The following is a 25,887-nucleotide window of genomic DNA, read 5'->3' as shown; positions in this document are numbered from 1 at the left end:
GCAACTAAAGAACCTATTATTTTGCCTCGCATAAGTTTTACCTCGTCACCTGATTTATTGTTTATAGCCGCCTCAAACTCACGTAACATATCATACAACCGACTTATCAAGCCATAACAGAACCATGGAAATCAGCCACAACCCGCTCGGCAACCGCTTTAGAGGTTATTTACCCGTTATCGTCGACATTGAAACCGCCGGTTTCAACGCCAAAAAAAATCCGCTGCTGGAAATCGCCGCAGTGATCGTCGAACAGGACGCGGAAGGCTGGCTGGGTATCACCGAAAAACATCATTGCAACATCATCCCGTTCAAAAACTCGGAACTGGACGAAGCCGCCTTAAAATTTACCGGCATCGACCCCTATCATCCGTTTCGCATGGCCGTGGATGAAAAAACAGCCCTCAATCAATTATTTACCCCCATCAGAGCGGCGGTAAAACGCAACGAATGCAAACGGGCCATATTAGTGGGTCACAACCCGGCCTTCGATATCAATTTTCTGAATGCCGCCATTGACCGTACCCAAATTAAGCGCAGCCCATTTCACCCATTCAGCAGTTTCGATACCGCCACTTTAGGGGGGCTGGTGTTTGGTCAGACCGTATTAGCCAAAATCGCCGAAGCGGCGGGATTGGAATGGGATAATCAACGCGCGCATTCGGCGCTTTACGACGCCGAACAAACCGCGGAATTGTTCTGCATTATCTATAACCGCTGGAAAAAACTGCTGGCCTTTGAAGCGGCGTAAGCGACTCGCGGCTGCGAGTCGCCGGGTACGGAAGTACGAATAACTACTGCGCGGCAGCAACCATGCCTTGCAATTCACCCTTATCGAACAAATCCATCACGATGTCGCATCCGCCCACCAATTGCCCGTTCACATACAGTTGCGGGTAGGTCGGCCAATTGGAATATTCCTTCAGCGCATCGCGCAATTCAGGATCTTCAAAAATATTGATCGCCCGGTACTGGGCATTGCAGGCCTGTAACGCTTGCACCACCCGGCCGGAAAAACCGCATTGCGGAAAATCCGGCGTGCCTTTCATGTACAACACCACCGGCTGGCTGGCAAGTTGTTCTTCAATTCTTTCGATCACGCTCATGGTAATTACTCAATCCAAAATTAATAACCCAGCAATTTTATCAAGAATAAGCGCTTAATTAAACAAACTAATGCCGGCTGCCGGCTGGCAAAATTTCAAACAGAGTTGAAACAGCGTCTCCCATTCGTCGCCGCTCGCCTGCCCTTTGGCCTGGGCATCCGCCTTGGCGCCGGCATGCAGTAAAGACTCGATATTGCCGATACTGAGCCGGCGCAGGGCGTCCTGCATTAATGGCTTACGCTTGTCCCATATTTGATGATGCTTGAAAACCGCATCCTGATGCCCGCCTTGCTTCAATTCGGATTGAAGGTTGAACAAAACCCTGGCCTCGCGGCTAAGCGCCCAAAGCACCACCGGCGCCGCGACGCCCTCGGCTTTAAGCCCGTTCAGAACTTTAACGGCCCTGTTCCGCTTGCCGGCCAACAAGGCATCCGTTAACTTGAACACATCGAAACGCGAACTGTCGGCAACGGCCGCGTCAATCGCGGCTTTGTTTATCGTAGCCTGCCCATGCAAAATAAACAGCTTTTCAATTTCCTGCGCCGCCGCCAACAAATTGCCTTCGATGCGGCCGGCAAGGGTTTTGACTGCATCCGGCTCAAGCCGCATGCCCTTGCGTTCCGCGCGCCGCTGCAGCCAGTTCAGTAAGTCCTGCCCCTGCAAGGGCCAAACCTGAACAACCGCCCCAACATGATCGATGGCCTGGAACCATTGAGCTTTCTGGGCGGCGGCGTCGATTTTACCGGCGGTAATCAGCAAAAGCGTGTCGGCCGGCAAGCGCTGGCAATAGGCAAACAGGGCTTTGCCGCCCTCGTTACCCGGCTTTGCCGAAGGCAGGCGCAAATCGATGAGCTTTTTATCGGCGAAAATCGACAACGAGTCGGCCTCTTCGGCCAATTGCGGCCATTCGTTACCCTGATCGATACCGATGACTTCCCGCACCGTATAATTCGCCCGCCTGGCGGCTGCCCGGACGGCATCCGCGGCCTCGCCGACCTGCAAAGGCTCGTCGCCGGTAATCAGATAAACCGGCTGCAAGCTTTTGCGCAACGCATCATCCAGCTGCTCGGGCTTAAAGCGCACGCTTAGAGTTTCCGGTTTTCGATCGCGGCCTGCGCCCGGGACATCAGCATCCGCACGGCTTGTCTGTAAATCTCTTTTTGTATCAGCGATTCTTCGTTTTCCTTGGCCAGAATGGCGGTCTGGTCGTTGAAGAACTCGCGGCTGATTTCTATGGTTTGTTCCTCTTGCAAGGGGTTTTCCTTATTATCGTAAAACTGGAATCTCAGGTAATAATTGAGTTCCACTTCGCTGGATTTACCCGTCGACCCTACCGACAATACCCGCCGGCGGAAGTCTTCCTTCAAGACCTTGACTACAATACCGGCATCGTTCGGCGAATTAGCCAGTTTGCCGTCCGAGGCTTTCAATACCGCCTTGGTTTCGGCGTTTAGCGCCCCGGAGGCCCCGAAAAGATACATGTTTTTTAAGGCGGCCGGCAGGGCAATCGAACCGCGCAGATGATACCCGCAAGCGGTCAACAAACTCAGGACAGCGATCAAAACGATTTTCCGGGCTTTTTTCATCAGGCTCAGTCTATTGATTAGCGGATCAGACAACGATATTGACCAATTTTTGCGGTACCACGATCAGCTTTTTCACCGGCTTGCCGTCGATATAGCGTTGCACGTGTTCGTCGGCCAGTACCAGCGCCTCGATCTGTTCTTTAGATGCGGCGGCGGCCACCGAAAACTTGCCGCGCAATTTACCGTTGACCTGCACGACCATTTCGATGGCATCCTGCGCCAATGCCGCTTCATCGACTGCCGGCCAGACCGCCATGACGATATCGCCGGGGCGCCCCAGCTCGTTCCATAATTCCTGCGCCGCATGCGGAATAATAGGCGCCAACATCAGCACGATGGCCTCCAAGGTTTCCTGGCGCACCGCCCGGCCATTGCCGCTGTCGTCCTCGAACTTGTTCAAGGCGTTTACCAATTCCATATTGGCGGCAATCGCGGTATTGAAGGTATGCCGGCGCGCCATGTCGTCGGTGACTTTTTGCAAGGCTTGATGCAATTGCCGACGCAAGGCTTTTTGCCCTTCGGTCAATGCGGCGACATCCAGACCCTTGCCGGGCAAGCCGGACTCGACATGCAGATAAACCTGACGCCACAGACGCTTCAAAAACCTGAACGCACCTTCCACGCCGGCATCGTTCCATTCCAGGGATTGATCGGGCGGCGAAGTGAACATGGTATACAAGCGCACGGTATCGGCGCCGTATTTGTCGATCAACAGCTGCGGATCGACGCCGTTGTTTTTGGATTTGGACATTTTTTCGATGGCGCCCACCGTGACCGGCGAACCGTCTTCCAGTAGTTTGGCGCCGACGATTTTCCCCTTGCCATCGCGCTCGACTTCGATTTGAGTCAGATTGAAATAACGCTTGTGGCCGTGCTCGTCGATTTGATAGAAGGTTTCCGCAACCACCATCCCCTGGGTCAGCAAGTTTTTGAACGGCTCGTCGCAAACGATCAAACCCTCGTCGCGCAACAGCTTGGTGTAAAACCGCGCATACAGCAAATGCAGAATCGCATGTTCGATACCGCCGATGTAATGGTCGACCGGCAGCCAATAATCGGCGCGTTGGTCCAGCATGGCGGTATGGCAATCCTGGCTAGCATAACGGGCAAAATACCAGGACGATTCCATAAAGGTGTCGAAAGTATCGGTCTCGCGGCGGGCCGGCTTGCCGCATTTCGGGCAATCGGCATGCGGAAACGTCGGATGCGCGGCCAGCGGCGCTTGCGAACCGTCCAGCACCACATCGCGCGGCAAGGTGACCGGCAACTGATCGTCCGGCACCGGCACGGTGCCGCAATCGTCGCAATAGATCACCGGAATCGGCGCCCCCCAGTAACGCTGGCGGGAGACGCCCCAATCGCGCAATCTAAAGTTGGTTTTGCGTTCGCCCTTACCCAGAGCGGCCAATTTGGCGGCGATGGCGTCGAAAGCCTGGCTGAAAGTCAAACCGTCGAAGTCGGCGGAATTTTTCAACACGCCTTTGTCGGTAAACGCTTTATCGGCCACGCTGTCGTCGGCAGCGTCGGCGGATGCGATGACAGCCTTGATGGCAATGCCGTATTTTTGGGCGAATTCGAAATCGCGCTGATCGTGCGCAGGCACCGACATCACCGCGCCGGTGCCGTAGCTCATCAAGACGAAATTGGCGATCCACACCGGCACTTGTTCGCCGGTCAAGGGATGAATAGCGGTGTAGCCGGAATCGACCCCGCGCTTTTCCATGGTTTCCATGGCCGCTTCCGAGGTTTCCATCTGCTTGCAGGATTCCAGAAACGCGGCAATGTCGGCGTTACCTTCAGCGGCTTTTTTGGCCACCGGATGCTCGGCGGCCACGGCCACATAAGTCACGCCCATTACGGTGTCGGGACGGGTGGTGTAAATGCGGACCGGCTCGTCGAAACCCGCGACGGCAAAGTCCATCTCCACGCCTTCGGATCGACCTATCCAGTTGGCCTGCATGGTTCTGACCTGTTCCGGCCAGCCCGGCAGTTTTTGCAGGTCGTCGAGCAATTCCTGGGCATAGGCGGTGATTTTTAAAAACCACTGCGAGATTTCCTTTTTCTCCACCTGAGTATCGCAGCGCCAGCAGCAACCGTCTATGACCTGCTCGTTGGCCAGTACGGTCTGGTCGTGCGGACACCAGTTGACCGGCGCGGTTTTCTTATAAACCAGATCTTTTTCCAACAGACGCAGGAAAAACCACTGTTCCCAACGGTAATATTCCGGGTCGCAGGTAGCCAGCTCGCGGCTCCAGTCGTAACCGAAGCCCAGGCGTTTCAGCTGTTCGCGCATGTAATCGATGTTCGAATAGGTCCAGTCGGCGGGATGCACCTTGTTCTGCATCGCCGCGTTTTCCGCCGGCAAACCGAAGGCGTCCCAACCCATGGGTTGCAACACGTGCTTGCCCTGCATGCGTTGAAAACGGCTGATCACATCGCCTATGGTGTAATTGCGCACATGGCCCATGTGCAGTTTACCGCTGGGGTAGGGAAACATCGACAAACAATAGTATTTTTCTTTACCGGTATCTTCGCTGGCGGTAAATACGCCCGATCTTTCCCAGTCGGCTTGTACCTTTTGCTCAATCGGCAACGGTTTGTAATGCTCTTCCATCCTATTCGTCTTTTGGTGTAAAAAGGCGCTAGAATACCTTACGGGCGCTTAAATCCAAAGCCTGAAATCATTAAAACAACCGGGAGAAGCCATGGGCGAAAACAAACTGATCAAAGCGTACGACGAGCTGATGGGCCATCTTTACGAAGCAATGGACGATACCCTGCACAGCGTTGCCGAAGCATTGGAAATTGCCAAGGAAAAAACCAGCGCCTTGGGCGGACACACTCAGGAAGAAATCAACAAAATAGCCGATTATGTGATGCGCGATATCGAGCACGTCGCCACCGCGCCCTCTCAGCAACAGGATAACAACTCGCTGTCCGAATGGTTGAAGTTCGATATCGACCTGATCGAGAACTTCGCCCTGGACGCCTTCATGGACATCGCCGACAAAACCAAAGTCAAACTGGCGGCGCTGGAGATGGAAGCCAAGCAATACCATCCTTATAAAAGCGGCGAAGTCGCCAGCCCCGGCACCTTTACCTGCGATGCCTGCGGCAAGGAAATCGCCTTTAAATCCACCAGCGTGATTCCCAAATGTCCGGCCTGCCAGGGCGATGCCTTCACACGTTGTTGATATTGAAGCTTTAACCTTATAATGCTGGCTTTTATTTTCTTTTAGTATCGAGGCGATTATGCGCAGGGTGATTTTCAATCAAAAAGGCGGTGTCGGTAAATCCACCATCACGTGCAATCTGGCGGCGATCAGTGCCGTCGAAGGCAAAAAAACCCTGGTGATCGACCTGGATGTGCAAGGCAACTCGACGCAATATTTATTGGGCGCCAAAGTCAGCGATTCGGACAAAACCATCGCCCATTTTTTTAAAGACAGCCTGGGGCTGGAGTTGTTCGGCGGCGGCAAGGAAGGCCTGGACAGCGCGATTCATGAAACCCCGTTTCCGAATCTGTTCGTGCTGCCTTCGCATCCCGACCTGGAAGGCCTACAAAGCCGATTGGAATCCCGCCATAAAATTTACAAACTGAAAGAAGCCCTGGAAAAACTGGAAGGCTTCGATTACATCTATATCGACACTCCGCCCATCCTGAATTTTTACAGCCTGTCCGCATTGATAGCCGCCGAAAAATGCCTGATTCCTTTCGATTGCGACACCTTCGCCCGCGAGGCGCTATATACCCTGATGCGCTCGATTGCCGAGGTTAAGGCCGACCACAACCCCAGACTGGAAGTGGAAGGCGTGGTGGTCAATCAATACCAAAAACAAGCCAATCTGCCCCGGCAACTGGTGGACGATTTGATTGCGGAAGGCCTGCCGGTTTTGGAAACCAAAATCTCCACGTCGGTAAAAGTCAGGGAATCCCATACCGACGCCAAACCGCTGGTGCATTATGCGCCCTCGCACAAACTGACCGAAGAGTATCGGGCCTTGCATTTGGAAATTCATAAATAAAGCCTAACAAAGACCGGCCAAATCCGGCCTTTGTTTAGGCGGTAAAACTTAAACCAAAACGCTAATTACCCTTGCCAAAAACCGCACGACTTCCGTTGGAAACCCTGCGGCCTAAATTGATCGGCAGATCTAGCCTATCGGCTTCAAGTAGGCGCGGTAAAGCCAAGTTAATACTTATAACAATGAAGCTTTAAATGTTTTTTACTCTTAAGGCTAACGACTGAACTGGGAATTCGATCTTGAAGAGGGAAAGTTGACGATACCAACAGACTACCTTCACCCAGTTCGTTTCGGCATTTCTCGCCAAGCCTGGACATGACTTTAGGCGATAGAAACGCGAACACAACACTGAAATTTCCTAACGGGTAATCCCAAAAATTATCTCGGCATACCTTAATGTTCACAATCCCCCGGCAACGCCAGGATAGTATCAGCCATGGAATGGGCGCTTGCTCGACAGCTGTGATGCTCATTTGCGGAAACCGATTGGCAAGTGGAATCACCACACTCCCAATCCCAGCCCCCAAATCTATCAAGCTTTCCGCGCGTTGTCGCCGAACAATGTCGGACAAGGCCCGGCTAACCGCGGGCGATGATAAAAACAACGGCACATCGCCTTTAACAGTTCCCCAAAAAATTAGAACCAATAGGCTAAAACACGCCAAGTAAATCCACGCCGGCAAATTCAACTGCAATACCACCCAAACCGCGGGCAGGAAAAACAGATGAATCGGTATCCACCATAGCGGTTGGCCGAATAGGCGCGACAGCAGAACGGCAAACAACGGCTGTATCACGATCGGCAAATTCAAGAAAAGCACATCTCCTTTCAGGGTTACCAGCGTTATTGTCAATACAAGCGCCAAAATTTGGCAGCTCAATGCTTTTAAAAATTGCATGCAAATCCGGCGGGCATTATCATTTCGAAAACGCTGATATTTTATTGCTAGCGCGCTTCCGAATTTAACAGTGTTGAAGTACTTTCCGGAATCTCAATGGCGTGCTGGGAAGCATCGACATCCAGACCTTCGTGAAGAATCTGATTTTCAGTCTTTTTGTTCATGACGATAATCGATATGCGGCGGTTCATAGGGTCATTGGGTTTATCCGCAATGTAAGGGATGCTTGAGGCCAACCCCACAATACGCAAGATCTTATCTTCAGCCAGTCCGCCTTGTGTGAGTTCATGGCGTGCCACATTGGCCCTATCACCGGACAACTCCCAATTTGAGTACCCGGAACTATTACTCGGGAATGGTAAAGCATCCGTATGACCATTGACGCTCACCTTATTGGGTAATTCATTAATCACCATCGCCAGTTTATGCAAGATCATTTGGGCATAATCCTCAATATGCGAACTGGCCAATTTGAACATCGGCCGATTCTTGGCATCCACGATCTGAATCTTCAAGCCTTCCGGCGTGACCTGCATTTTGATCTGATCGCGATATTCGGCAAGCTCTGCATTCGCTTTCAGCATGGTCTCGATTTTGCCTTGCAATTCTTCCAATTGGATTTTTTCCTGTTGTTCTGCAATTTTTTCCGCATCCTCCGGTTTCGGATCGCTAGGAGGCATTTCCTCCCCCTGATGCACCTGGCCCACATCTTTTGCGGTTAAATCCGTACCGCCGCCTTGAATAATGGCGGTCCTGTCGCCCACGCCTTCTCCGCCGTTTAAGGACACAGCATAAGGATTTTGAAAATACTCGGAAATGCCTTTTTTCGTCACTTCGTCAGTGGTGCCTAGCAACCACATCAACAGAAAAAACGCCATCATCGCGGTAACGAAGTCGGCATAGGCAATTTTCCACGCACCGCCGTGATGGCCATGAGCGGCTTTTTTGATGACTTTTTTAATGATGGGTTGTTCTGCCATGCTGTTTAACCCTTACCGCCTTTCATTTGAGCTTCCATTTCCGCAAAAGTAGGCCGAATATGGTGCGGTATAGCGACGCGCATGAATTCCAAGGTGATAGCGGGGGATGTCCCCAATGCACAGTTTAGAATGCCTTTTTTGACACACTTGTAAGCGTTGGCTTCTTCCTCCAAACGGTCTTCCATAACCGCGGCGACCGGCGCAACGAATCCATACGCAATCAGAATCCCTAAAAAGGTACCCACCAAGGCCGCTGCAATCAACTTGCCCAGTTCCGCGGGCGGTATGCCGACCGATTCCATGGTATGTACTACGCCCATTACCGCAGCGACAATACCGAAAGCCGGCATGCCGTCGCCTATCCTCTGCACGGCTTTGATCGGGGCATGACCGGCTTCATGGTGGATATCGATTTCAGAGTCGATAATGTCCTCCAGTTGATTAATATCCACGCCGGTTAAAATCAAACGTAGCTTATCGCAAATAAATTCCAGCAAGTGATGATCATGCACAACCATTTCACCGAAAATCGAACTCCCCTCGGGATCATCAACCACTTTTTCCAAGGATAACAAACCTTCTTTTCTGGCCTTTTGGCCCAAGGCGTTGAAACTGGATAACAAATCCAAATAATACGCGGAATTATAACGACTGCCTTTTAAAGTGCCGATGCCTCCGGCTATGGCGGCTTTTATGGTGCTTAAGGAATTACTGGCTACAAACGCACCTGATGCGGAACCTACGATGATTAAAACTTCGACGGGCTGCATCAGCACGCCCAGGTGGCCTCCAGCCAGCAGAAATCCACCGAGTACACAACCTAAAATTACGACATAGCCAATAATTACGAACATAACATGTGATCAATAATGAAGATGAAAGAAAAGTTAGGGTAGTGCATCAAGGATTGATTCAGTTTCCTTCGGCATCAAGCCTTGGCGGTTTACACCCATGCCTGGGTTTGCCCCTTGATGACAATCGATACGATGGAAATCAGCAACAGACCGCCCGAGAGAAAACGTCTTTCGCTTGCCCGGAAAATCGTACTGCCGAATAGGTTTCATAGTTTATTCCAAAGTTGATCAGGTTATTCAGACTCCGACGGTGAACCAAGGCCGGTTTAGTTTTTCCAAAAAGACGGGGTACACAAAATGATCAGCGTAAACACTTCCAATCGCCCCAGCAGCATCGCAATAGAGCATATCCAAGTTTGAAAGTCGTTGAGACTACTAAAGTTGGTGGCGGGGCCTACTTGATGCAGACCAGGGCCCGCATTGTTAATGCAAGCAAGAATGGCGCTGAGGGCGGATATAGGATCCAAACCGGCGATGATCAACGTAAATGTCATGACCACTACCGAAATGAAGTAAAGAAAAATAAACGCCAGCACAGCGAAAATGATTTTGTTGGCTACCAGAGTGTCTCCGATTCTTATCGGACGGATAGCCCGCGGGTGCAAAATAGCAAACAGTTCTCTGCCAGCCTGTTTCCAGAGTAACAACGCCCGGAATAGTTTGATGCCGCCACCTGTGGAGCCGGTGCTGGCTGTTATGCAGCTTAAATATAACATCCACCAAGGCACGAAAGACGGCCACTTGTCGTAATCCACGCTGACAAAACCGCAATCGGTGGCTATCGAAATCAGATTGAAAGTTACATGCCGTAAACCTATAAAAAAATCGCCGTAAACGTTGAAGTAATCCAAATAACCGGCACAGATTAAAATGCTGGCGGCTATTAAACCAAGCATGGTTATCGTTTCCGGGTCAGCTAAATAGGGTTTGAAACTGCGGCGAAACAAAGCAGTGTAGTGGGTTGCGAAATTAATTGCGGATATCAACATAAATACCGTCAACACCAATTCTATGGATACCGAATCGAAATAGCCTATACTGGCATCATGGGTTGAAAACCCGCCCAATGCCAGCGTGGCAAAGGCATGACAAACCGCATCAAACCAGCCCATGCCGGCGAGTTTTAAACAAAGAATGCACAATAAGGTGATGCCGGCATATACCAGCCAAAGTAAACGGGCAGTCTCAGTGATACGTGGCGTTATTTTGCTGTCTTTGACCGGGCCGGCAATTTCGGCTTTGTAAAGTTGCATGCCGCCGACACCCAGTAAAGGTAAAACGGCCACCGCCAGTACGATAATGCCCAAGCCGCCTATCCAGTTCAGTTCGTGCCGCCATAAATTAAGCGACGGCGCCAATTGATCCAAACCGACCAGCACCGTCGCGCCAGTGGTGGTAAATCCGGACATGGTTTCGAAAAAGGCATCGGTAAATGATAGATTTGGAATCCCCCACATCAGCGGCAGCGTTGCGGCGGAGGCCATTAACCCCCAAAAGAACGCCACCAACAAATAACCGTCACGGTTTTTCACTTCACTGCGCCAAGGCAGGCTGATGACGGCCAAAAATCCCCCGGCTCCGATGTTAATCAGCATACCGTCCAAAAAATATTGGGCCATGCCATCGTCATAAAGGAAGGCTGTCAGAACAGGCAACAGATAGGTTAACCCGAATACCATCAGAATTAGCCCTAAAACAAAGGACAAAGTGCAGAAGCGTTGCATGACGGATTAAACTCCGAAAAAGATTATCAACGTCATGAGAAGTCATGGAAAGTCAATAGCCATGCGGAAAGACATGCGAATGGCATACTTAAATACCAAAGTAGCCATAACAAACTGTCAAGACGATACCCAGCAGGAGAATACCGATTTTGGCCCCCAAGGTTTGCTCACCCCAGGAATAAAGCAAGCTGGCCCTTTTTCGCGAGTAATATCCGCATAAAGTTTGGAAAAAGCGCCGACAGGCGGGCGGAACAATACGCCACAGCCAGTAAAGCCCTGCTGATGCAAATACAAGCAGGATATAAAATACAATGACTTGGGTTTGATGTAACCCGGTGTGAAATAGATGTTCTACAACGTGATCCAGAGCGAACTCAAGGTACTCAAATAACACATGCAGCAAATGTAAAGTCCCTTCCAGCAGATAATGCCCCAGCGCTAATGTCAAATCCCAAGCCTGATCCGGCATAGCCAAAAAAGCAATAATCGCCAATAACAGTAAGCCGTTCAAGACAAATTGCTGTTTTCTGCATTTTTCAAGATAACTATTCAATAAATCCTGGTCGGCGGCCGCCAAATTCACAAAACGGGCACCAATTAAATAGGGATAACGGTCGTTCTCGTAAGGATTGCTGGACTTACAGAAAACCACTTTGCAACAGGTTGTGATTTTAGTCATATTGCTCAACAGCAATATGCGCGCTTGCAAATAATCACCCGCTTGCAGTTTTTCCTTACACGTAAACGCTATACCGCCAGCGCTGATGTTGACATTCAAGGTATCGTTTTCCAAGCTTTCCGAGGCCGGCAGCATGGCTTCGAATGACGGGTCATCGCTTATTCCGCCGATTTCGGTTTGCCTTTGGGAAGCACGCGTAATTAAGGCAACAGGCTCCCTATCCGGCGAGTTTTGGATGCTTAGGTTACGGTCAATCTTGTGATAGAAAAGATTGGCACGCTGGTAAATGCGAAAAGCCAGACGCCGGTTTAATTTAGCTTTGTTGGTTTCAATCATAGGTTCGGAAAACTCGCCATCTTTTATCAGCTATTCGTTTCACCGAAACAATTATTACGGCGCATTGCCGGCATTTTCACGGGCACGTTTGGCCAAATGCATGGAGCGCCAAAACATCAGGCCACCAATGGCGATCAATCCGAGTAAAAAGTGCGTCTCGTAGTGCTTGATTTCACCTAATATCGCTTCGGCCATATCTCCGAACGAAAAACCCAGATAACCGACTGCAAAAGCCCAAATCCCCGCCCCTAAGCCATTTAACAAAAAAAATTTACCTGGATGCATGCGGCTGGCGCCAATCACAAACGGGGTCACATTCCTAACCCCATAGAGAAACCGAAAGCCCAACACCACTTTAATTTGATGCCTATGCAACAAATCGAAAACCTTGTCGGTTTTACTGTGCCATAAAGGGCGTTTTTCTAAAAATGCGATGCCTTTGTAACGACCCAAGTAGAAAAAACTCTGGTCGCCCGCAAAGGTACCCGCAAAGGCCGTCAGTATGACCCATGGCAGCTGAAAATATCCGCTATAAGCCAAAAAGCCGGCAATCACTAAAATCGTTTCACCCTCTAAAAAAGTGCCAATCAATAAAGCCCAGTAACCGTAATCGATGATCAGTTGATGTAAATCCATATTGTACGCGTGAATAATTTGAGGGCCCCCAGGTTACATGACTAACCTGGATAGGTTAAATAAAACCCATGAATCAGTGCTTTTGCTCAATGTCCTCATCATTATTGGCGGGCGTTTGCGATTTACCGCCATCCTTGATGGCTTTTCGAAACCCGTTGATAGCGCCGCCCAAATCTTCGCCCAGGTTTTTTAAACGCTTGGTGCCGAATACCACTAAGACAATGACCAATACCACCAGTAAATGCGGGATACTAAAACCCATATCAATCTCCTCCCCAACTAAAAGTAACGGCCATTCAATACAAAATGCGCGGCAATGCTGGCGGCAAACCCCAACAATATCGCAGGCATCCATTTCAAATGAACCCCAAAGGAGTAAGAACCTTTCATTTGTCCCATCAAACCCACGCCAGCCGCGGAACCGATCGCCAATAAACTACCGCCCACCCCGGCAGTCAGCGTTACCAACAACCATTGCCCCTGGGATATATCCGGGTGCATGGTCAATACAGCGAACATGATGGTGCCGTTGTCGATAAAGGCCGATAAAATACCCACCAGGATGTTGGCAATAGTGGGATCCATGCCCACATATAAAACATTGGATATGAGCGTCAAATAACCAATAAAACTCAGGCCGCCCACGCTGACCATGACACCGTAGAAAAACAGCAAGGTGTCCCACTCTAAATCCGCGACGCTTTTGAATACGTCAAATTTGTGATCTTTATTGATTTCCGGGAGTTCGACATCGAATAATTTGTAAACATGTTCAAACTGGCTCTTTTCGAATTTGGGTTCGGTTTTTTGCAGATAAAACCCCAGAAACTTTAAATAGGCCAGACCGGCCAACATACCGGCCGCGGGCGGCAACTCCAAAAAGTTTTCAAAACAAACCGCGGTGATGATAGTCAATAAAAACAGTATCACCATGGCCAAGGCACCCCGCTTTACCACCGGCGCTTTGCCAATAGCGGCGGGTTGCTGTTTGGGAACCCAGAAATGCATAATGCTGGCAGGCACCACAAAATTGATCACCGCAGGAATAAACAAGGCGTAAAAATCGGCAAAGGGCACCACGCCGCTTTGCCACACCAACAAAGTGGTAATGTCGCCGAATGGGCTAAAGGAGCCGCCTGCATTGGCGGCCACTACGATATTGATACAAGCAATACTAAGAAATTGGCGACTATCCTTACCCATGGCAAAAACGACCGCCCCCATCAGCAATGCGGTGGTCAAATTGTTACAAATGGACGACAAGGCAAAGGACATGGCGCCGGTAATCCAGAATAGTTTGCGATAGCTAAAGCCTCTGCTGAGCAACCAGCCCCGCAAATTGTCAAACACTCCGCGGTCTTCCATGGCATTCAAATAGGCCATGGACACCATAATGAATAAAAATAGTTCGGCATACCCTTCCAAAGCAGAGCGAAAGGCAATTCCTGCCTGTTTGTCCAAGCCGCCCGATACATACACCGCGGCAATTAGCACCCAAATCAAACTGGCTGCCAACACCATGGGTTTGGATTTGTTCAACTCGATGACTTCCTCAATCATCGCCAGCACATAAGCCACTACGAAAATACCGACCGCCGCGTAACCGACCCAATGTGTCGTTAAATCCAAATATTGTGCCGTAGTACCATCCGGCGCCCCCAAAACGAGGCTAGGCAAAAAGCAAAACAACAGTATGAGCACGAATTTCATGTGCGTAGTTTTCATGAACGATGGGATGTTAACCTTTCAAAAAAGCGGACGACCCAATCAAAGTCCCGGCTATTGCTTTAGACAAAAACTGGATAAAACCACGGCGGGATTTCCACGACACAGGCGCTGTGAAGGCATCTTAGAAAAACGCATCTAAAAATTTTGTAAAAAAAGCACATCTAACTGTAAAAAAAATATAAAAATTTTCACACACCATAGGCTTACCAGAAATCGTGGCTTAGAATTCGCCGGTTATAAAAGCGCTTTACATGTTAATTTGCTGCCTATAAACACTTCCTGCCCAATATAAATTTGTGAATCCCGGAGCCAATCCACGCACCAATACTTTTAAAGCTAAAGGACAACAACCTGATTGGCTTAACGTGCAAGTCCGATCGAATGCTTACCATGGCTGGGCCGGCTATATTTGGGCGGTTTTAATAACCGTCATCAATACCTTAATTGGCCATGTTTTGTATGAGCGACTGGATTTATCCAACTTAGTGATGGTGTTTTTGTTGGGCGTGGTATTTATTGCCATGCGGTTTGGCCGGGGGCCATCGATTGTGGCTTCTCTGCTGGGCGTAGGGACTTTCGATCTGTTTTTCGTTGCGCCTTACTTGAGTTTATCCCCGGCCAATAGTCAGTATTTGATTACCTTGCTGGCGATGCTGGTGGTCGCGATTGTGATCAGTAATCTAATGATTAATGTCAAATCGCAGGCCATGATTGCGGCCTATCGAGAACGCATGGCCACGGCCTTGTATGCCATGAGCAAGGAACTAGGCAGCTGTCAAACCGAGCAGGACATTGTCTGCACGGCCGTCAGACATTTATCCCGCGAATTTAACAGCCGTACAGTAATTTTGTTTGCCGATGACGCCGGCAATTTGCATTACCCCAAAGCGCCTGACCTACCGGAGTCCTTGCGCGCTGTCGATTTAACGCTGGCGCAATGGGCGTTGGATAACGACACCTTGACGGGCCAAGACAGCCACAATCATATGTTATATTTTCCGCTGCATGATGAAGACAAGATTATGGGGGTGTTGGCCCTGTTACCGAGCGACGCTGGGCGTATTAACCTGCCGGAGCAGCAACAATTGCTGGAAACCCTATTACGGCAACTTGCCCAGGCACTATCGCGGTTACGCTTTGCCGAACAAGCCAAATCGACACAGATCCAGATTGAAGCCGAACGGTTAAGAAATTCACTGCTCAGCGCCATTTCGCATGACTTGCGTACCCCGTTGTCCACCATCATCGGTTCGGCCAGCGCCTTGGCCGATGACAAAAGTAATTTACAAGCTTCCGACCGTCTCGATTTAAGCCGCGCCATCGTCGATGAAGCTGAACGCATGGCGTTATTGATCAACAATTTATTGGATATGGCGCGCCTGGATGCCGGCAAAATTGATCTCAACAAGCAATGGTATCCCGTCGAGGAAATCATCGGCTCAGTCTTGACCCGCCAGCACAAATACCTGCAAACGCGTTCGGTTAAAGTCTTGATGCCATCAGGCATCCCCATGCTTTATGTCGATGCCGTAATGATTGAGCAGGTCTTGATCAACTTAGTAGAAAATGCGATCCGTTATACCCCCCAAAACAGCGGATTGGAGATTACCGTCGACATATCCATGCAAACAGCCAGGATTTCGGTGGCCGACCACGGCAAAGGAATCCCCGAAGGGCTTGAAGAAAAACTGTTTGAAAAGTTTTATCAAACCCGTAACGAAGCCGCGCAAAGCGGCGTGGGCTTGGGATTGGCGATATGCCGCGCCATTGTAGAGGCCCATGGCGGACACATCAGCGCCAGCAATCGCCGTGAAGGCGGGGCAATATTTGAAATGGTGCTGCCGTTGGATCGAACGCCACCTGTATTGGCCCAGGAAGACGAGTAGGCTGGCATATGTCGAAAAATGACCCCATCATTATCATCATCGAAGATGACCCGGCTATCCGTAAATTTCTGCACACCAGCTTGAGTAGGCAGGACTTTATTGTTTTCGAAGCCGAATCCGGCAAACAAGGCATTGTCGAGGCCGGCATGCGTAAACCCGATCTCATGATCCTGGATTTAGGTTTGCCTGATATGGACGGCGTAGAGGTCATTAAGTCGGTACGCGCTTGGTCCGGCATGCCTATCATCGTACTATCCGCCCGTAATCATGAACAACATAAAATCGACGCCTTAGATTTAGGTGCCAATGATTATCTAACCAAACCGTTCGGGTTTGGCGAGCTGCTGGCGCGTATCCGTGTGGCGCTAAGACATACCAACCGAGCATCGGAAAGCCCCCAGGGCGAGTTATTCAAAATCGATAATCTACAGATTGATCTGCTCAATCGAATGGTCAGAATCGATCAGCAAGAAGTGCGCCTGACTCCAATTCAATACCGCTTGCTATCGGTATTGGTCAAGCATGCTGGTAAAGTCATGACTCATCAACAAATACTCAGAGAAGTGTGGGGGCCGTCCTATCAGGAAAATGCTCATTATCTACGAATTTACATGAGCCAGCTGCGACAAAAACTAGAACAAGACCCGACCCAGCCACGGTATTTGCTTACCGAGTCCGGAGTGGGCTACCGCTTTAAAATTTAGCCTATTAGAGTAAAATGCCGCGCCCTGTTTGGGACTCGTCCAGTCATCGGCTGTTAATTCAGCGTGTTTTTTATTAATTATCTATCTATCCATTATGCCAGGTATCGTGCGTTTAATTATCTCGTTTATTTTTTTGTCGCTTTCCGGCCTGTTATTTGCCGCGTCTGAAAATAGTAGCTTTTTGGTGTTGAACTATCACGATATTCTCGAGGAAGAGGAAAAAGTGCCGCCTTTTGATCGTATCGCGGTAAATAAAGAACATCTGGAACAACATTTCGCTTGGCTAAAAAAACATCATTACCACGTGATCAGCATTCAAGATTTGCTGGATGCGATGAAGGGCGAAAAAGCCTTGCCCGACAAGGCCGTGATGCTGACTTTCGATGATGGTTATTTGAGTTTTTACACCCGCGCGCTACCGCTTTTGAAGAAATATCATTATCCGGCCACCCTGGCCGTGGTGGGTTCCTGGCTGGAAGGGCAGCATACGCACGAGGTCAAGCCCATCATGTCCTTAGCGCAAATTCAGGAAGTGGTGACTAGTGGGTTGGTGGAAATTGCCACCCACACGCACGATATGCATCACGGCATCATAATGAATCCTTTTTCCGATCATCACAGCGCGGTCACTTCCCGATTGTACAGTTCCGAATACGAGGAATATGAAACGGATGAGGACTACCGCAAACGGATTTTTCAAGAAGTGGTAAAGAGCTCGGAAGGCCTGTTTCAATTGTTGGGCGTGCGTCCGCGCGTGATGGTGTGGCCATACGGCGAATATAACAGTACCGCCCTGGAGGCCGCCAAACAATCCGGTATTTCATTAACCATGGGCTTGAACGATGGCAGTAATACATTGGCCGATACAGGCGTAATGAAACGCCTGATGATCACCGACGATGTGAATGGCGAACAGTTCGGAGATATCGTTACCAAACAGAGGAAAGACTTGTCCTTACGCGTGGCTCATGTCGATATGGACTACATCTATGACGAGGAAGATGAGCAGATTAAGGCCAATTTGAAAGCCTTAATCAAGCGCATCAAAGCCAGCGGGGCCAACACTGTGTATTTGCAAGCATACGCCGATCCCGATGGCGACGGCAACGCGGATGAATTGTATTTTCCAAACCGGCATTTGCCGGTCCGCAAGGATTTATTCAGTCATGTGGCAATACAGCTGCGGACCAAAGCCAACGTCAAAGTCTATGCCTGGCTACCCATCATGGCTTACAAGGCCGATGTCCCTTTAAAGTGGTATGTCAAGGAATGGCGCGATGGCAGCCCGCAATTTTCCAGACATATTTACACTCGCCTGTCACCCTTCAATCCCGAAGCCCGGCAATATATCGGCGAAATTTATGAAGATCTGGCCAAGCATTGCGATTTTAACGGCATACTATTTCATGATGACGGCATCCTGTCGGACTTCGAGGATGTTTCCGCTTCCGCCATGGAGGTCACTCATAACGTGTGGAGATTGCCGGACGATTTTGAAACGCTGCACGCCTCTGCCGATTTGCGTTTGCAATGGGCTAAACATAAATCCGAATATATCGGTCAGTTCACCGACTATCTAACCGATCGAGTGCGCTTTTACCGGCCCTACATTAAAACCGCGCGCAATATGTATGCATTGCCACTTCTACAGCCCTATAGCGAAGAATGGTACGCACAATCGTTGCCGACGTTTCTAAAACACTATGATTATGTCGCCGTCGAGGCAATGCCCGTAATGGAAGAAGCCGAGGATGCCAAAAAATGGCTGACGGAGTTGGTCAAGAAAGCCGGCGAACAACCAAACGGCCTGAACAAAGTGGTATTCGAACTGCAAGCGGTTGACTGGAAAAAACAGCAGAACATTCCGATGTCGATGTTTACAGAGCAGGTTGAATTACTAAAACAGTTAGGTGCCCAACACATCGGATACTATCCGGATAATGTATTCCAAGACCATCCCAAACTGGAAACACTACAAAAATTTTTCCCGGTCGCTAATCCGGATTGATGGCCATGGATAATTTACTTGCCCAACACTGGGTGCAGAAACTGATTGACTGGTGGTTTTTGAGCCAGGAATGCCTGGAAAACATGCCGTGGACAATGTGGGAAGAATGGCTGTCGAGGTTTATATTTTATTATCCTCTATTGATGGCCTATGTGTGGATGATCGGCGGCATCATTTATTACTTTCGTTGGGAACGCAATCGCGGCAATGTGTTATCCGATTTACCGCTGCTAAAAGAATACCCCATGGTTTCGATACTGGTGCCGTGCTATAACGAAGGCGAAAACGTCCGCGAAACGATTCAATATTTAGCGCAGCAACACTACCCAAACTACGAAATCATTGCCATCAACGACGGCAGCCGCGATAACACGTTGGACATCCTGCACGAACTGGCCGATCAACATCCGCGATTACGGGTAGTCAACCTGGTCAGCAACCAGGGTAAAGCCGTGGGTTTGCGCACCGCGGCGTTATTGGCCAACAGCGAAATTCTGATCGGTATCGACGGCGACGCCTTGTTGGCGCCCAACGCTACCGCGTGGATAGTCAAACATTTTCTGGACGATCCCTACGTCGGCGCCGTCACCGGTAATCCGCGCATCCGCAACCGCTCCACGCTGTTGGGCAAGATACAGGTGGGGGAGTTTTCCGCCATTGTCGGCATGATCAAACGCGCCCAGCGGGCTTATGGACATATCTTTACCATTTCCGGCGTGATTGCGGGATTTCGCAAGACCGCCTTGCATGAGGTCGGTTATTGGAGCCCGGATATGGTCACCGAAGACATCGACATCAGCTGGAAAATGCAACTGGCCGGCTGGCGCATCCGTTTTGAGCCCAATGCCTTGTGCTGGGTGTTAATGCCGGAAACCTTGCGCGGGTTATGGAAACAACGCAGCCGCTGGGCGCAAGGCGGCGCGGAGGTGCTGTTGCGCTATTTTAGCCAGCTGTGGCGTTGGCGCTCGCGCGGCATGTGGCCACTATATCTGGAATGTTGCATCAGCGTGTCCTGGGCATTTTTAGTGGTCGCTCTGTTGCTGGCCACGCCGCTCGACTGGATACTGAGCGTGCAACCTCAGGAAGCCTTGGCGGATTTATCTCCGCACTGGACCAGCACGTTGTTATGTGTGACATGCTTGATTCAATTCGGCGTCAGTTTAAGTATCGATTCGGTTTACGAGAAACAAAGTGGCGGCTCGGCCCGGCACTACTACTGGATGATTTGGTATCCTATCGTGTATTGGCTGATCAATGTCGGCACTACTATCAATGGCTGCATCACGGCCTTGCTGAAGAAAAAAGGCCAAAGGGCGGTATGGGTCACACTGGACAGAGGCTTACGGCAAAAATGAAACACGTCATCATTAATCATCCTCACTTACAAAGTCCGCGGCAAAAATTAGGCTCCGCGTTTTTGGTGTGCATGAGCTGGCTGTTGTGGCTGTACTTTTTACTGCCGGTTTTTACCTTGGCGGGTTGGTTGATGGGCGTGAAAAGTCTGTCCGACGAAATCCGCTGGTTCGGCGGCTACAAAACCTTACTGGAATTGCTGCAGATGTACGGGGGAATTATTTTACTGATTGCAATTGGCTGGCTGAGCTGGACATTTTTTTTATCCTGGCTACATGCATCGATAAAGCCCGAACCGCATTTACCCGTGACGAATCAGGAGCAGGCAAAACGCTTTAATGTCAACGTCGATCTGCTGCTTGATATCAGAAGCCGTCAAAGAATTATGGTGAGTCATGACGATAAAGCCAATATTATTAGGCTTGATCATTCGGAAAAATTGTAACTATTCAGCGTAGGTGGATTAGGCGCCAGCCGTAACTCAACGCATCGGCTTATGGCGGTGCAATGGCTTCGATTGTCGGGTTACGCTCTATCGAGCTAACCCCATCACGCAATTGATCCGCATCGGCTGGCATTCGCTGAATAGTTACGAAAATTAATATAACTAACCTTACAAAGCACTCGCCTTCCGCCTCTCCAAACCGACCAATAGGAAGTCAATTTGTTCGGTGCTCGCCATGTTCCGTGTCATCAAGAACAGGATACTCGAATACAACAGGTACCGATTATTGATAAGTAACCGGCTTCTGCCCCCCGAGTGAACAACCGGCATTTTAGCGTCCGGCAAACTTCACCAGCCCCCACACCATGCCCACCAACAGAACCAGGCCGCCGAACACCGCTCGATCGCCCCATCGGGCATAAGGTGTCAGCCCCGCCATGGGGATGATGGTACCGGTCAATGTTGTGGCGGTAAACAGCGGAGCTTGCGCGAGGATTTTACCGTCCGGCCCGACGACCCCGGTCAAGCCGGTATTGGTGGCGCGCAGCAGGTAACGCCCGGTTTCCAGGGCACGCATTTGCGCCATCTGCATATGCTGATAAGGTTGCGGGGTATTGCCGAACCAGCCGTCGTTGGTGACGTTGACCAAATAGGCCGCCTGTCCGACTTGCCGGCTAACCAACTCGCCGAAGGCATCCTCATAGCAAATGGTCGTCACGAACGGATAACCGCCGGCCTTTAATAAAGGCTGCCTCGTGCCGCCCGAAGCAAAGTTGCCCAACGGGATTTGCAATCGGTCCAGCACCCAGCCGGACAAAGGTTGCAAGGGCAGATATTCGCCAAACGGCAGCAAATGCTGTTTGTGATATATCGCCTCGGTTTCCCCCAAGGTAATGACGCTATTGTAATAATCTTTACCCGCGCCATAGCTGGGCAAACCCACCACTAAATCCACCCCTTTTTCCCTCGCCTTGGCGGACAAGGGATCCAGGTAAAAATCCTTAACTTCGGATAAAAATGCCGGGATCGCCGTCTCCGGCCAGACGATCACGTCGGAATCCCAATGCTGTTCGGTCAGTTGCAGATACAGCCTTAAGGTATTCAGCCTTTGATCGGTTTGCCATTTTTGGTCCTGGGCTATGTTGCCCTGCAGCAACGTCACTTGAATGGGTTCGCCAACGGCATGCGTCCATTGCACGCCCCGCAATAACCAACCGCCGCCCCAAATCGCGCACAGTATCGAGATAGCGGGCAAACGCAGCGTTTTGACCCGCCAACATTCCGTCAACAGGGCGGCGGTAAGCGCCAATAAAAACCCAACGCCATACACGCCGGCTAACGGCGCATAGCCGGCCAACGGCGCATTCAACTGGCCGTAGGCAACCTGTAGCCACGGAAACCCGTTCAGCAGCCAATAGCCGCGGAAATACTCGACGGCAACCCAAACCAAAGCAACCGCCGGCAGCCGAAACCAAACGCCGGCCATGGCCAACAGTTTTGCCGACAAATAAGCGGTCAGGGCTGGAAATAACGCCCATATAGCCACCAGCAATACAGCCAGTAAACCGGAACTGATGGGGTCGGCACCGCCAAAATCGTGAATACTGATATACACCCACCAGATACCGAAACCGAACAGCCCCAAGCCGAATAAATAGCCGCATAAAGCCGCCCGGCCGGCCGGTTGTACCACGCAAAACCGGTAAAAAAACGCCATCGAGATTAACGCCATGTAGCTGTAACCGTACGGCGCGAACGCCAGCGTCAAAAGCGCGCCGAATACCGGCGCCAGCAATGGCCATTTCCATTGGAATAATCGAGTCATTTTAACTAATCGAGATGTGAAAACCTGCCGGCTATTATGCCGCGATTAAAGGCAGGCTAACGCTAAGTTTTCATACCCCGGCCGATTTCGGCTAGACTTGCAAGGTTATTAAATGTCATACCGAACAAAATCAATGGCAACAGACAATATCTTACCCTTCGAATTGAACCCCGATGCGCTGGCCGGGTGGCTGGATGGCTTAAGCCTCTTGCCGCACGCTCAGGCCGCCCATCAACTAAACCAGGCGCTAAAACAGCTCAAAGACGAAAAATGCCCGCCTAAGGAGCTTTTACCCCTGCTGGTCAATTTAACGCCATTAACCGTGCATTTTTCCAACAGCCTGTCCGCAAGCGCGGCAACTGAAACGGACTTTTCCGGCAAATCCGTTAAAATCGGCAAGTTGAGCATGCAATTGCCCCGTCAACTGGCCTTGATTTTTTGCCAAGCCATTGACAGTAAACAGCTGGAGCCCGCCGAGCAGAATACGGCCATCTTTTATGCCTTGCAGCTGATCGGCCATGCCATACGCTGTTACTGTCTGTTTTACGACATGCCCTCCGCCACGCTTTGGCAAAAATCCGCCCAACTCTACAAGCTGGCCTCGGCAACCGGAGCCTTGAAGCTGCCGCAGGCAACAAAATTCAGCGAATTCAAGAACCAAGCCGATATCGAGTCCGTCATCAAGCGCAACCTACTGTTCAGCCTTACCTCTCCACGGCTGTACAAAGCCGAGGAAATATTCCAACTCTTCCAGCTGGCCAATCAATGCGCCCATTTACTGGACATTGAAACCTCGGCCGACGCCTTGGACAGCTTATTTTATTGGGATCCCGCAAAAGACGCGCCGCCTTATCCGGTCAGAAAAAACAACCGGCCCTTGCCCGCTCATTTTATAGCCATAAAAAGCCATCGTATCGGCCATGAATTGCAATTGGGCACCGTGCCAACCAAATTGAGCCCCAGCAACCAAAACAAACTGGCCTTACTGTTCAGCGGTTACAAACAGGTATTCAACGCTATCATTCCGGGCATGCCATCGCGTACCAAGATGGTTCCCGATTTCATCGGCGCCTGCCACTATTTGCAAGAGCTCAACAAGCTATCGAAAATCAATCAACTCAGCGCCCAACTTCGCGACCCCAAGAATACCGGTCGCGGCTTGGCCTTGGTCCCTCTGGAGTATCAACGTAATGTTTTCGACCATGCAGAGCGGCCTTTTGGCGGCGACATCGCCCTGGGCAAGTATGTCAATCTGCATAAAACCCCCAACAAGTCCTATTGGGTTGCCGAAAGCCGCATGCCGGATTGCGCGACCGGCGACATCGTGCTGTTGTACAAGGAACAACACCCGGTTTCGATAGCCGTCATCCGCCAGCAAAACTTCAACGAACTGTCCAATGCCACTCAATTGTTGCTGGAGCAAATCCCCGGCAATTGCACCATTTACAGTATTGCGGATGCGGCGAACGAAGCTTCCGCGCTCGTCGTTGCGGAAGGCACCGACCATGCGCAGGTTTTTTTAGCCGGCGGCAAGTACACTCTCAACGGCAAGATTGCATTAACGATTGGCGTATCGTTACGCCTGACCGCCTGCATGGAAAGCAATCCTTTTTTCGCCCGTTTCAGGTTTGCGCTCGAACAACCCTAAAACGTCCCGCAAACGCCATTCGCCCCGCCGCTTCCCATGAGCCCATTACCCATAGACACCGACCGCGCATCCTATCCCGCCGGGCCAGCTTCTCGACTCCCGCTCCATAACTTGCGCACTACCCCAAAACCGCTCTTTCTCGCCCTGATGCTTGCCGCTTCGCCGGCCACGGCCAATGCCGCCCAACAAACTTGTCTCGACAATGCCGGCAACCAGCAAGAGATCAATCAATGCAGCGGCATGGAAAATCAAGCGGCCGACCGGGAACTTAACAACGTGTATCAAGCGGTACTCCTGCAACACGGCGGCGACAAGGCATTTATCGACCATCTCAAGCAAGCCCAACGCGCCTGGCTAAAATGGCGCGACGCGGAACTCCTCGCCATTTACCCCGAAAGAGAACCCGGCTACTACGGCAGCGGTTTCAACGCTTGTTGGAACCGGCAAGCGGCATCCCTGACGCGCGAACGCACCCGGCAATTGCAAAAATGGCTGGACGGCGTGGAAGAAGGCGATGTCTGTGCCGGTTCTTACCCCATCAAACCCACGCCACCCGAATTGCAGGAAGGCCGGACCTCGCCCTAAAAGTTACCGGTTCCGCCTCGCTTTCGCCGCGAACCCATGCAACCTCCAAAACCTATTTTCGGCATGCGCCGACAAACAAAATCGGCCGATTTTGCTCCCGGAACCGCTGAAATAAGGTTTGACAGTCGGACGGCAGCGATTTAGTCCATTGGCCGGTCGGCGCCACTGGCGGGTTTCGATTAAATGTCCGGCGGTTTTGAAATTGGAATCGGTGGCGGATTTTATCGGAATACGCAAAATCAGCAACAACGCTTGATGCCATTCCATTTACGTTGGGTTTCGGCGGCGAAAAACGCCTTGCGGCTCATGGGCTGCCCTTCCGATGCGTGTTGTTGCCGCCAATGGGCCAGATAGCGTTGATAAGCGGCCTCGCCATTACAACCGCGCCACACTGTCGCGATACAGGACGCAGCCGATTTAACGCCCTGTTTCAGACTACTCGGAACCCGCCGCATATTTCACGCACTCGAACATCAGGTTATCCAACTCGTCCTCGGTATGTCGATCGGCATATTGCACCCCGCATTCCCGCTTTTCCTGCACGTGTTTGATCATGCCGTGAATGGATACCGATACGCCCGACTCCGGCAAAACGATGGAAATTCTGAGCTCGCCCCGGTCGACTTCAGGACTCAAGGGCTCTTCAAGCTTGATTTTGATACCTTTGTAACTCATATCCACCACCACGCCTTCGATGACGATTTCCTGATCGGGCGGCGGCGGATCGATGATGATGTGTGCGGTGAGTCCTTCGGGGTTAAAGCGTTTATGAATACGTTGGTCGGCTTCCACTTTCTGGCTCCTGGTTAGGCATGGCGGAGAGTATAGGCACAATCCCTTAAGCGGTAAACTTTATCTGTTGCGTTGGCCGGGCCCGGT

Annotated in this window: 27 protein-coding genes; 10 read left to right on the top strand and 17 right to left on the bottom strand. The window is 50.7% G+C overall.

Features of this window, described 5'->3' with window-relative positions:
- Positions 1 to 124 precede the first annotated feature (124 nt).
- Complete coding sequence (gene rnt, locus NP596_RS02025) at positions 125 to 751, top strand: ribonuclease T (RefSeq protein ID WP_256613536.1); 627 nt, start codon at positions 125 to 127, stop codon at positions 749 to 751.
- Positions 752 to 794: 43 nt separating this feature from the next.
- Here rnt and grxD read toward each other — a convergent pair whose 3' ends face one another.
- Genes grxD through leuS form a run of 4 tightly spaced genes read right to left on the bottom strand, consistent with a single transcriptional unit; the run spans position 795 to position 5,306 of the window.
- The gene (gene grxD, locus NP596_RS02020) at positions 795 to 1,106 is read right to left on the bottom strand and encodes a Grx4 family monothiol glutaredoxin (RefSeq protein WP_256613535.1); all 312 of its coding nucleotides are present in this window, start codon (positions 1,104 to 1,106) and stop codon (positions 795 to 797) included.
- Between the two features lie 54 nt (positions 1,107 to 1,160).
- A complete protein-coding gene (gene holA, locus NP596_RS02015) occupies positions 1,161 to 2,189 on the bottom strand; it encodes a DNA polymerase III subunit delta (RefSeq protein WP_256613534.1) in 1,029 nt (342 codons plus the stop codon).
- Positions 2,190 to 2,191: 2 nt separating this feature from the next.
- Positions 2,192 to 2,692 (bottom strand): LPS-assembly lipoprotein LptE, encoded by a 501-nt coding sequence (locus NP596_RS02010; protein ID WP_256613533.1) that lies wholly within the window; start codon positions 2,690 to 2,692, stop codon positions 2,192 to 2,194.
- A gap of 25 nt (positions 2,693 to 2,717) precedes the next feature.
- The gene (leuS, locus tag NP596_RS02005; protein ID WP_256613532.1) at positions 2,718 to 5,306 is read right to left on the bottom strand and encodes a leucine--tRNA ligase; all 2,589 of its coding nucleotides are present in this window, start codon (positions 5,304 to 5,306) and stop codon (positions 2,718 to 2,720) included.
- Positions 5,307 to 5,397: 91 nt separating this feature from the next.
- On the opposite strand from leuS, the gene NP596_RS02000 reads away from it, so the two are divergent.
- Positions 5,398 to 5,886, top strand: coding sequence for a zinc ribbon-containing protein (locus tag NP596_RS02000; protein WP_256613531.1), 489 nt, complete (start codon positions 5,398 to 5,400; stop codon positions 5,884 to 5,886).
- Between the two features lie 58 nt (positions 5,887 to 5,944).
- Positions 5,945 to 6,718, top strand: a complete 774-nt coding sequence (locus NP596_RS01995; protein ID WP_256613530.1) for a ParA family protein — start codon at positions 5,945 to 5,947, stop codon at positions 6,716 to 6,718.
- 167 nt (positions 6,719 to 6,885) lie between these two features.
- On the opposite strand, the gene NP596_RS22150 is transcribed toward NP596_RS01995, so the two are convergent.
- The 10 genes from NP596_RS22150 to nhaD form a co-directional block, all read right to left on the bottom strand.
- Positions 6,886 to 7,329 carry a class I SAM-dependent methyltransferase gene (locus NP596_RS22150; protein WP_504129526.1) on the bottom strand — a complete coding sequence of 148 codons (444 nt, stop codon included), beginning with the start codon at positions 7,327 to 7,329 and terminating at the stop codon, positions 6,886 to 6,888.
- A 40-nt stretch (positions 7,330 to 7,369) separates the two neighbouring features.
- On the bottom strand, positions 7,370 to 7,621 hold the full coding sequence (locus tag NP596_RS01990) for a hypothetical protein (RefSeq protein ID WP_256613529.1): 252 nt from the start codon (positions 7,619 to 7,621) through the stop codon (positions 7,370 to 7,372).
- A gap of 43 nt (positions 7,622 to 7,664) precedes the next feature.
- Complete coding sequence (motB, locus tag NP596_RS01985; RefSeq protein ID WP_256613528.1) at positions 7,665 to 8,597, bottom strand: flagellar motor protein MotB; 933 nt, start codon at positions 8,595 to 8,597, stop codon at positions 7,665 to 7,667.
- Positions 8,598 to 8,602: 5 nt separating this feature from the next.
- Entirely contained in the window at positions 8,603 to 9,451 is an 849-nt protein-coding gene (motA, locus tag NP596_RS01980; protein ID WP_256613527.1) for a flagellar motor stator protein MotA, read from the bottom strand.
- Positions 9,452 to 9,484: 33 nt separating this feature from the next.
- A complete protein-coding gene (locus NP596_RS01975) occupies positions 9,485 to 9,661 on the bottom strand; it encodes a hypothetical protein (protein ID WP_256613526.1) in 177 nt (58 codons plus the stop codon).
- 56 nt (positions 9,662 to 9,717) lie between these two features.
- The gene (locus NP596_RS01970) at positions 9,718 to 11,175 is read right to left on the bottom strand and encodes a TrkH family potassium uptake protein (protein ID WP_256613525.1); all 1,458 of its coding nucleotides are present in this window, start codon (positions 11,173 to 11,175) and stop codon (positions 9,718 to 9,720) included.
- An 88-nt stretch (positions 11,176 to 11,263) separates the two neighbouring features.
- Positions 11,264 to 11,968, bottom strand: coding sequence for a PilZ domain-containing protein (locus tag NP596_RS01965; protein ID WP_371927882.1), 705 nt, complete (start codon positions 11,966 to 11,968; stop codon positions 11,264 to 11,266).
- 276 nt (positions 11,969 to 12,244) lie between these two features.
- Positions 12,245 to 12,781 carry a DedA family protein gene (locus tag NP596_RS01960; RefSeq protein WP_256613524.1) on the bottom strand — a complete coding sequence of 179 codons (537 nt, stop codon included), beginning with the start codon at positions 12,779 to 12,781 and terminating at the stop codon, positions 12,245 to 12,247.
- Between the two features lie 118 nt (positions 12,782 to 12,899).
- Positions 12,900 to 13,088: a twin-arginine translocase TatA/TatE family subunit gene (gene tatA / locus NP596_RS01955; protein ID WP_256613523.1), complete on the bottom strand. Its 189-nt coding sequence runs from the start codon at positions 13,086 to 13,088 to the stop codon at positions 12,900 to 12,902.
- Positions 13,089 to 13,105: 17 nt separating this feature from the next.
- On the bottom strand, positions 13,106 to 14,551 hold the full coding sequence (gene nhaD, locus NP596_RS01950) for a sodium:proton antiporter NhaD (protein ID WP_256613522.1): 1,446 nt from the start codon (positions 14,549 to 14,551) through the stop codon (positions 13,106 to 13,108).
- A gap of 368 nt (positions 14,552 to 14,919) precedes the next feature.
- Here nhaD and NP596_RS01945 point away from each other — a divergent pair, with 368 nt between their 5' ends.
- The 5 genes from NP596_RS01945 (at position 14,920) to pgaD (ending at position 20,950) form a co-directional block, all read left to right on the top strand.
- On the top strand, positions 14,920 to 16,440 hold the full coding sequence (locus tag NP596_RS01945) for an ATP-binding protein (protein WP_256613521.1): 1,521 nt from the start codon (positions 14,920 to 14,922) through the stop codon (positions 16,438 to 16,440).
- A gap of 8 nt (positions 16,441 to 16,448) precedes the next feature.
- On the top strand, positions 16,449 to 17,144 hold the full coding sequence (locus NP596_RS01940) for a response regulator (RefSeq protein ID WP_256613520.1): 696 nt from the start codon (positions 16,449 to 16,451) through the stop codon (positions 17,142 to 17,144).
- A gap of 94 nt (positions 17,145 to 17,238) precedes the next feature.
- Positions 17,239 to 19,152, top strand: coding sequence for a poly-beta-1,6-N-acetyl-D-glucosamine N-deacetylase PgaB (pgaB, locus tag NP596_RS01935; RefSeq protein ID WP_256613519.1), 1,914 nt, complete (start codon positions 17,239 to 17,241; stop codon positions 19,150 to 19,152).
- A 5-nt stretch (positions 19,153 to 19,157) separates the two neighbouring features.
- On the top strand, positions 19,158 to 20,507 hold the full coding sequence (gene pgaC, locus NP596_RS01930; protein ID WP_256613518.1) for a poly-beta-1,6-N-acetyl-D-glucosamine synthase: 1,350 nt from the start codon (positions 19,158 to 19,160) through the stop codon (positions 20,505 to 20,507).
- Positions 20,504 to 20,950 carry a poly-beta-1,6-N-acetyl-D-glucosamine biosynthesis protein PgaD gene (gene pgaD, locus NP596_RS01925; protein ID WP_256613517.1) on the top strand — a complete coding sequence of 149 codons (447 nt, stop codon included), beginning with the start codon at positions 20,504 to 20,506 and terminating at the stop codon, positions 20,948 to 20,950. The genes pgaC and pgaD overlap by 4 nt, the downstream gene beginning before the upstream one ends.
- Positions 20,951 to 21,281: 331 nt before the next feature.
- Here pgaD and lnt read toward each other — a convergent pair whose 3' ends face one another.
- Positions 21,282 to 22,775, bottom strand: a complete 1,494-nt coding sequence (lnt, locus tag NP596_RS01920; protein WP_256613516.1) for an apolipoprotein N-acyltransferase — start codon at positions 22,773 to 22,775, stop codon at positions 21,282 to 21,284.
- A gap of 133 nt (positions 22,776 to 22,908) precedes the next feature.
- Here lnt and NP596_RS01915 point away from each other — a divergent pair, with 133 nt between their 5' ends.
- Together NP596_RS01915 and NP596_RS01910 are read left to right on the top strand one after the other, a co-directional pair.
- Positions 22,909 to 24,423 (top strand): cyclic-di-GMP receptor FimW-related protein, encoded by a 1,515-nt coding sequence (locus NP596_RS01915; protein WP_256613515.1) that lies wholly within the window; start codon positions 22,909 to 22,911, stop codon positions 24,421 to 24,423.
- Positions 24,424 to 24,534: 111 nt separating this feature from the next.
- Positions 24,535 to 25,008 (top strand): lysozyme inhibitor LprI family protein, encoded by a 474-nt coding sequence (locus NP596_RS01910; RefSeq protein ID WP_256613514.1) that lies wholly within the window; start codon positions 24,535 to 24,537, stop codon positions 25,006 to 25,008.
- A gap of 239 nt (positions 25,009 to 25,247) precedes the next feature.
- On the opposite strand, the gene NP596_RS01905 is transcribed toward NP596_RS01910, so the two are convergent.
- Both NP596_RS01905 and NP596_RS01900 read right to left on the bottom strand, forming a co-directional pair.
- Entirely contained in the window at positions 25,248 to 25,463 is a 216-nt protein-coding gene (locus tag NP596_RS01905; RefSeq protein ID WP_256613513.1) for a CstA-like transporter-associated (seleno)protein, read from the bottom strand.
- On the bottom strand, positions 25,444 to 25,800 hold the full coding sequence (locus NP596_RS01900) for a PilZ domain-containing protein (RefSeq protein WP_256613512.1): 357 nt from the start codon (positions 25,798 to 25,800) through the stop codon (positions 25,444 to 25,446). The genes NP596_RS01905 and NP596_RS01900 overlap by 20 nt, the downstream gene beginning before the upstream one ends.
- Positions 25,801 to 25,887: the final 87 nt, after the last annotated feature.

The sequence above is a fragment of the Methylomonas rivi genome (assembly GCF_024505165.1).
GTDB lineage: Bacteria > Pseudomonadota > Gammaproteobacteria > Methylococcales > Methylomonadaceae > Methylomonas > Methylomonas rivi.
Note: the sequence above shows the minus strand (reverse complement) of the source record. Positions and strands in the feature narration are given on the sequence as shown.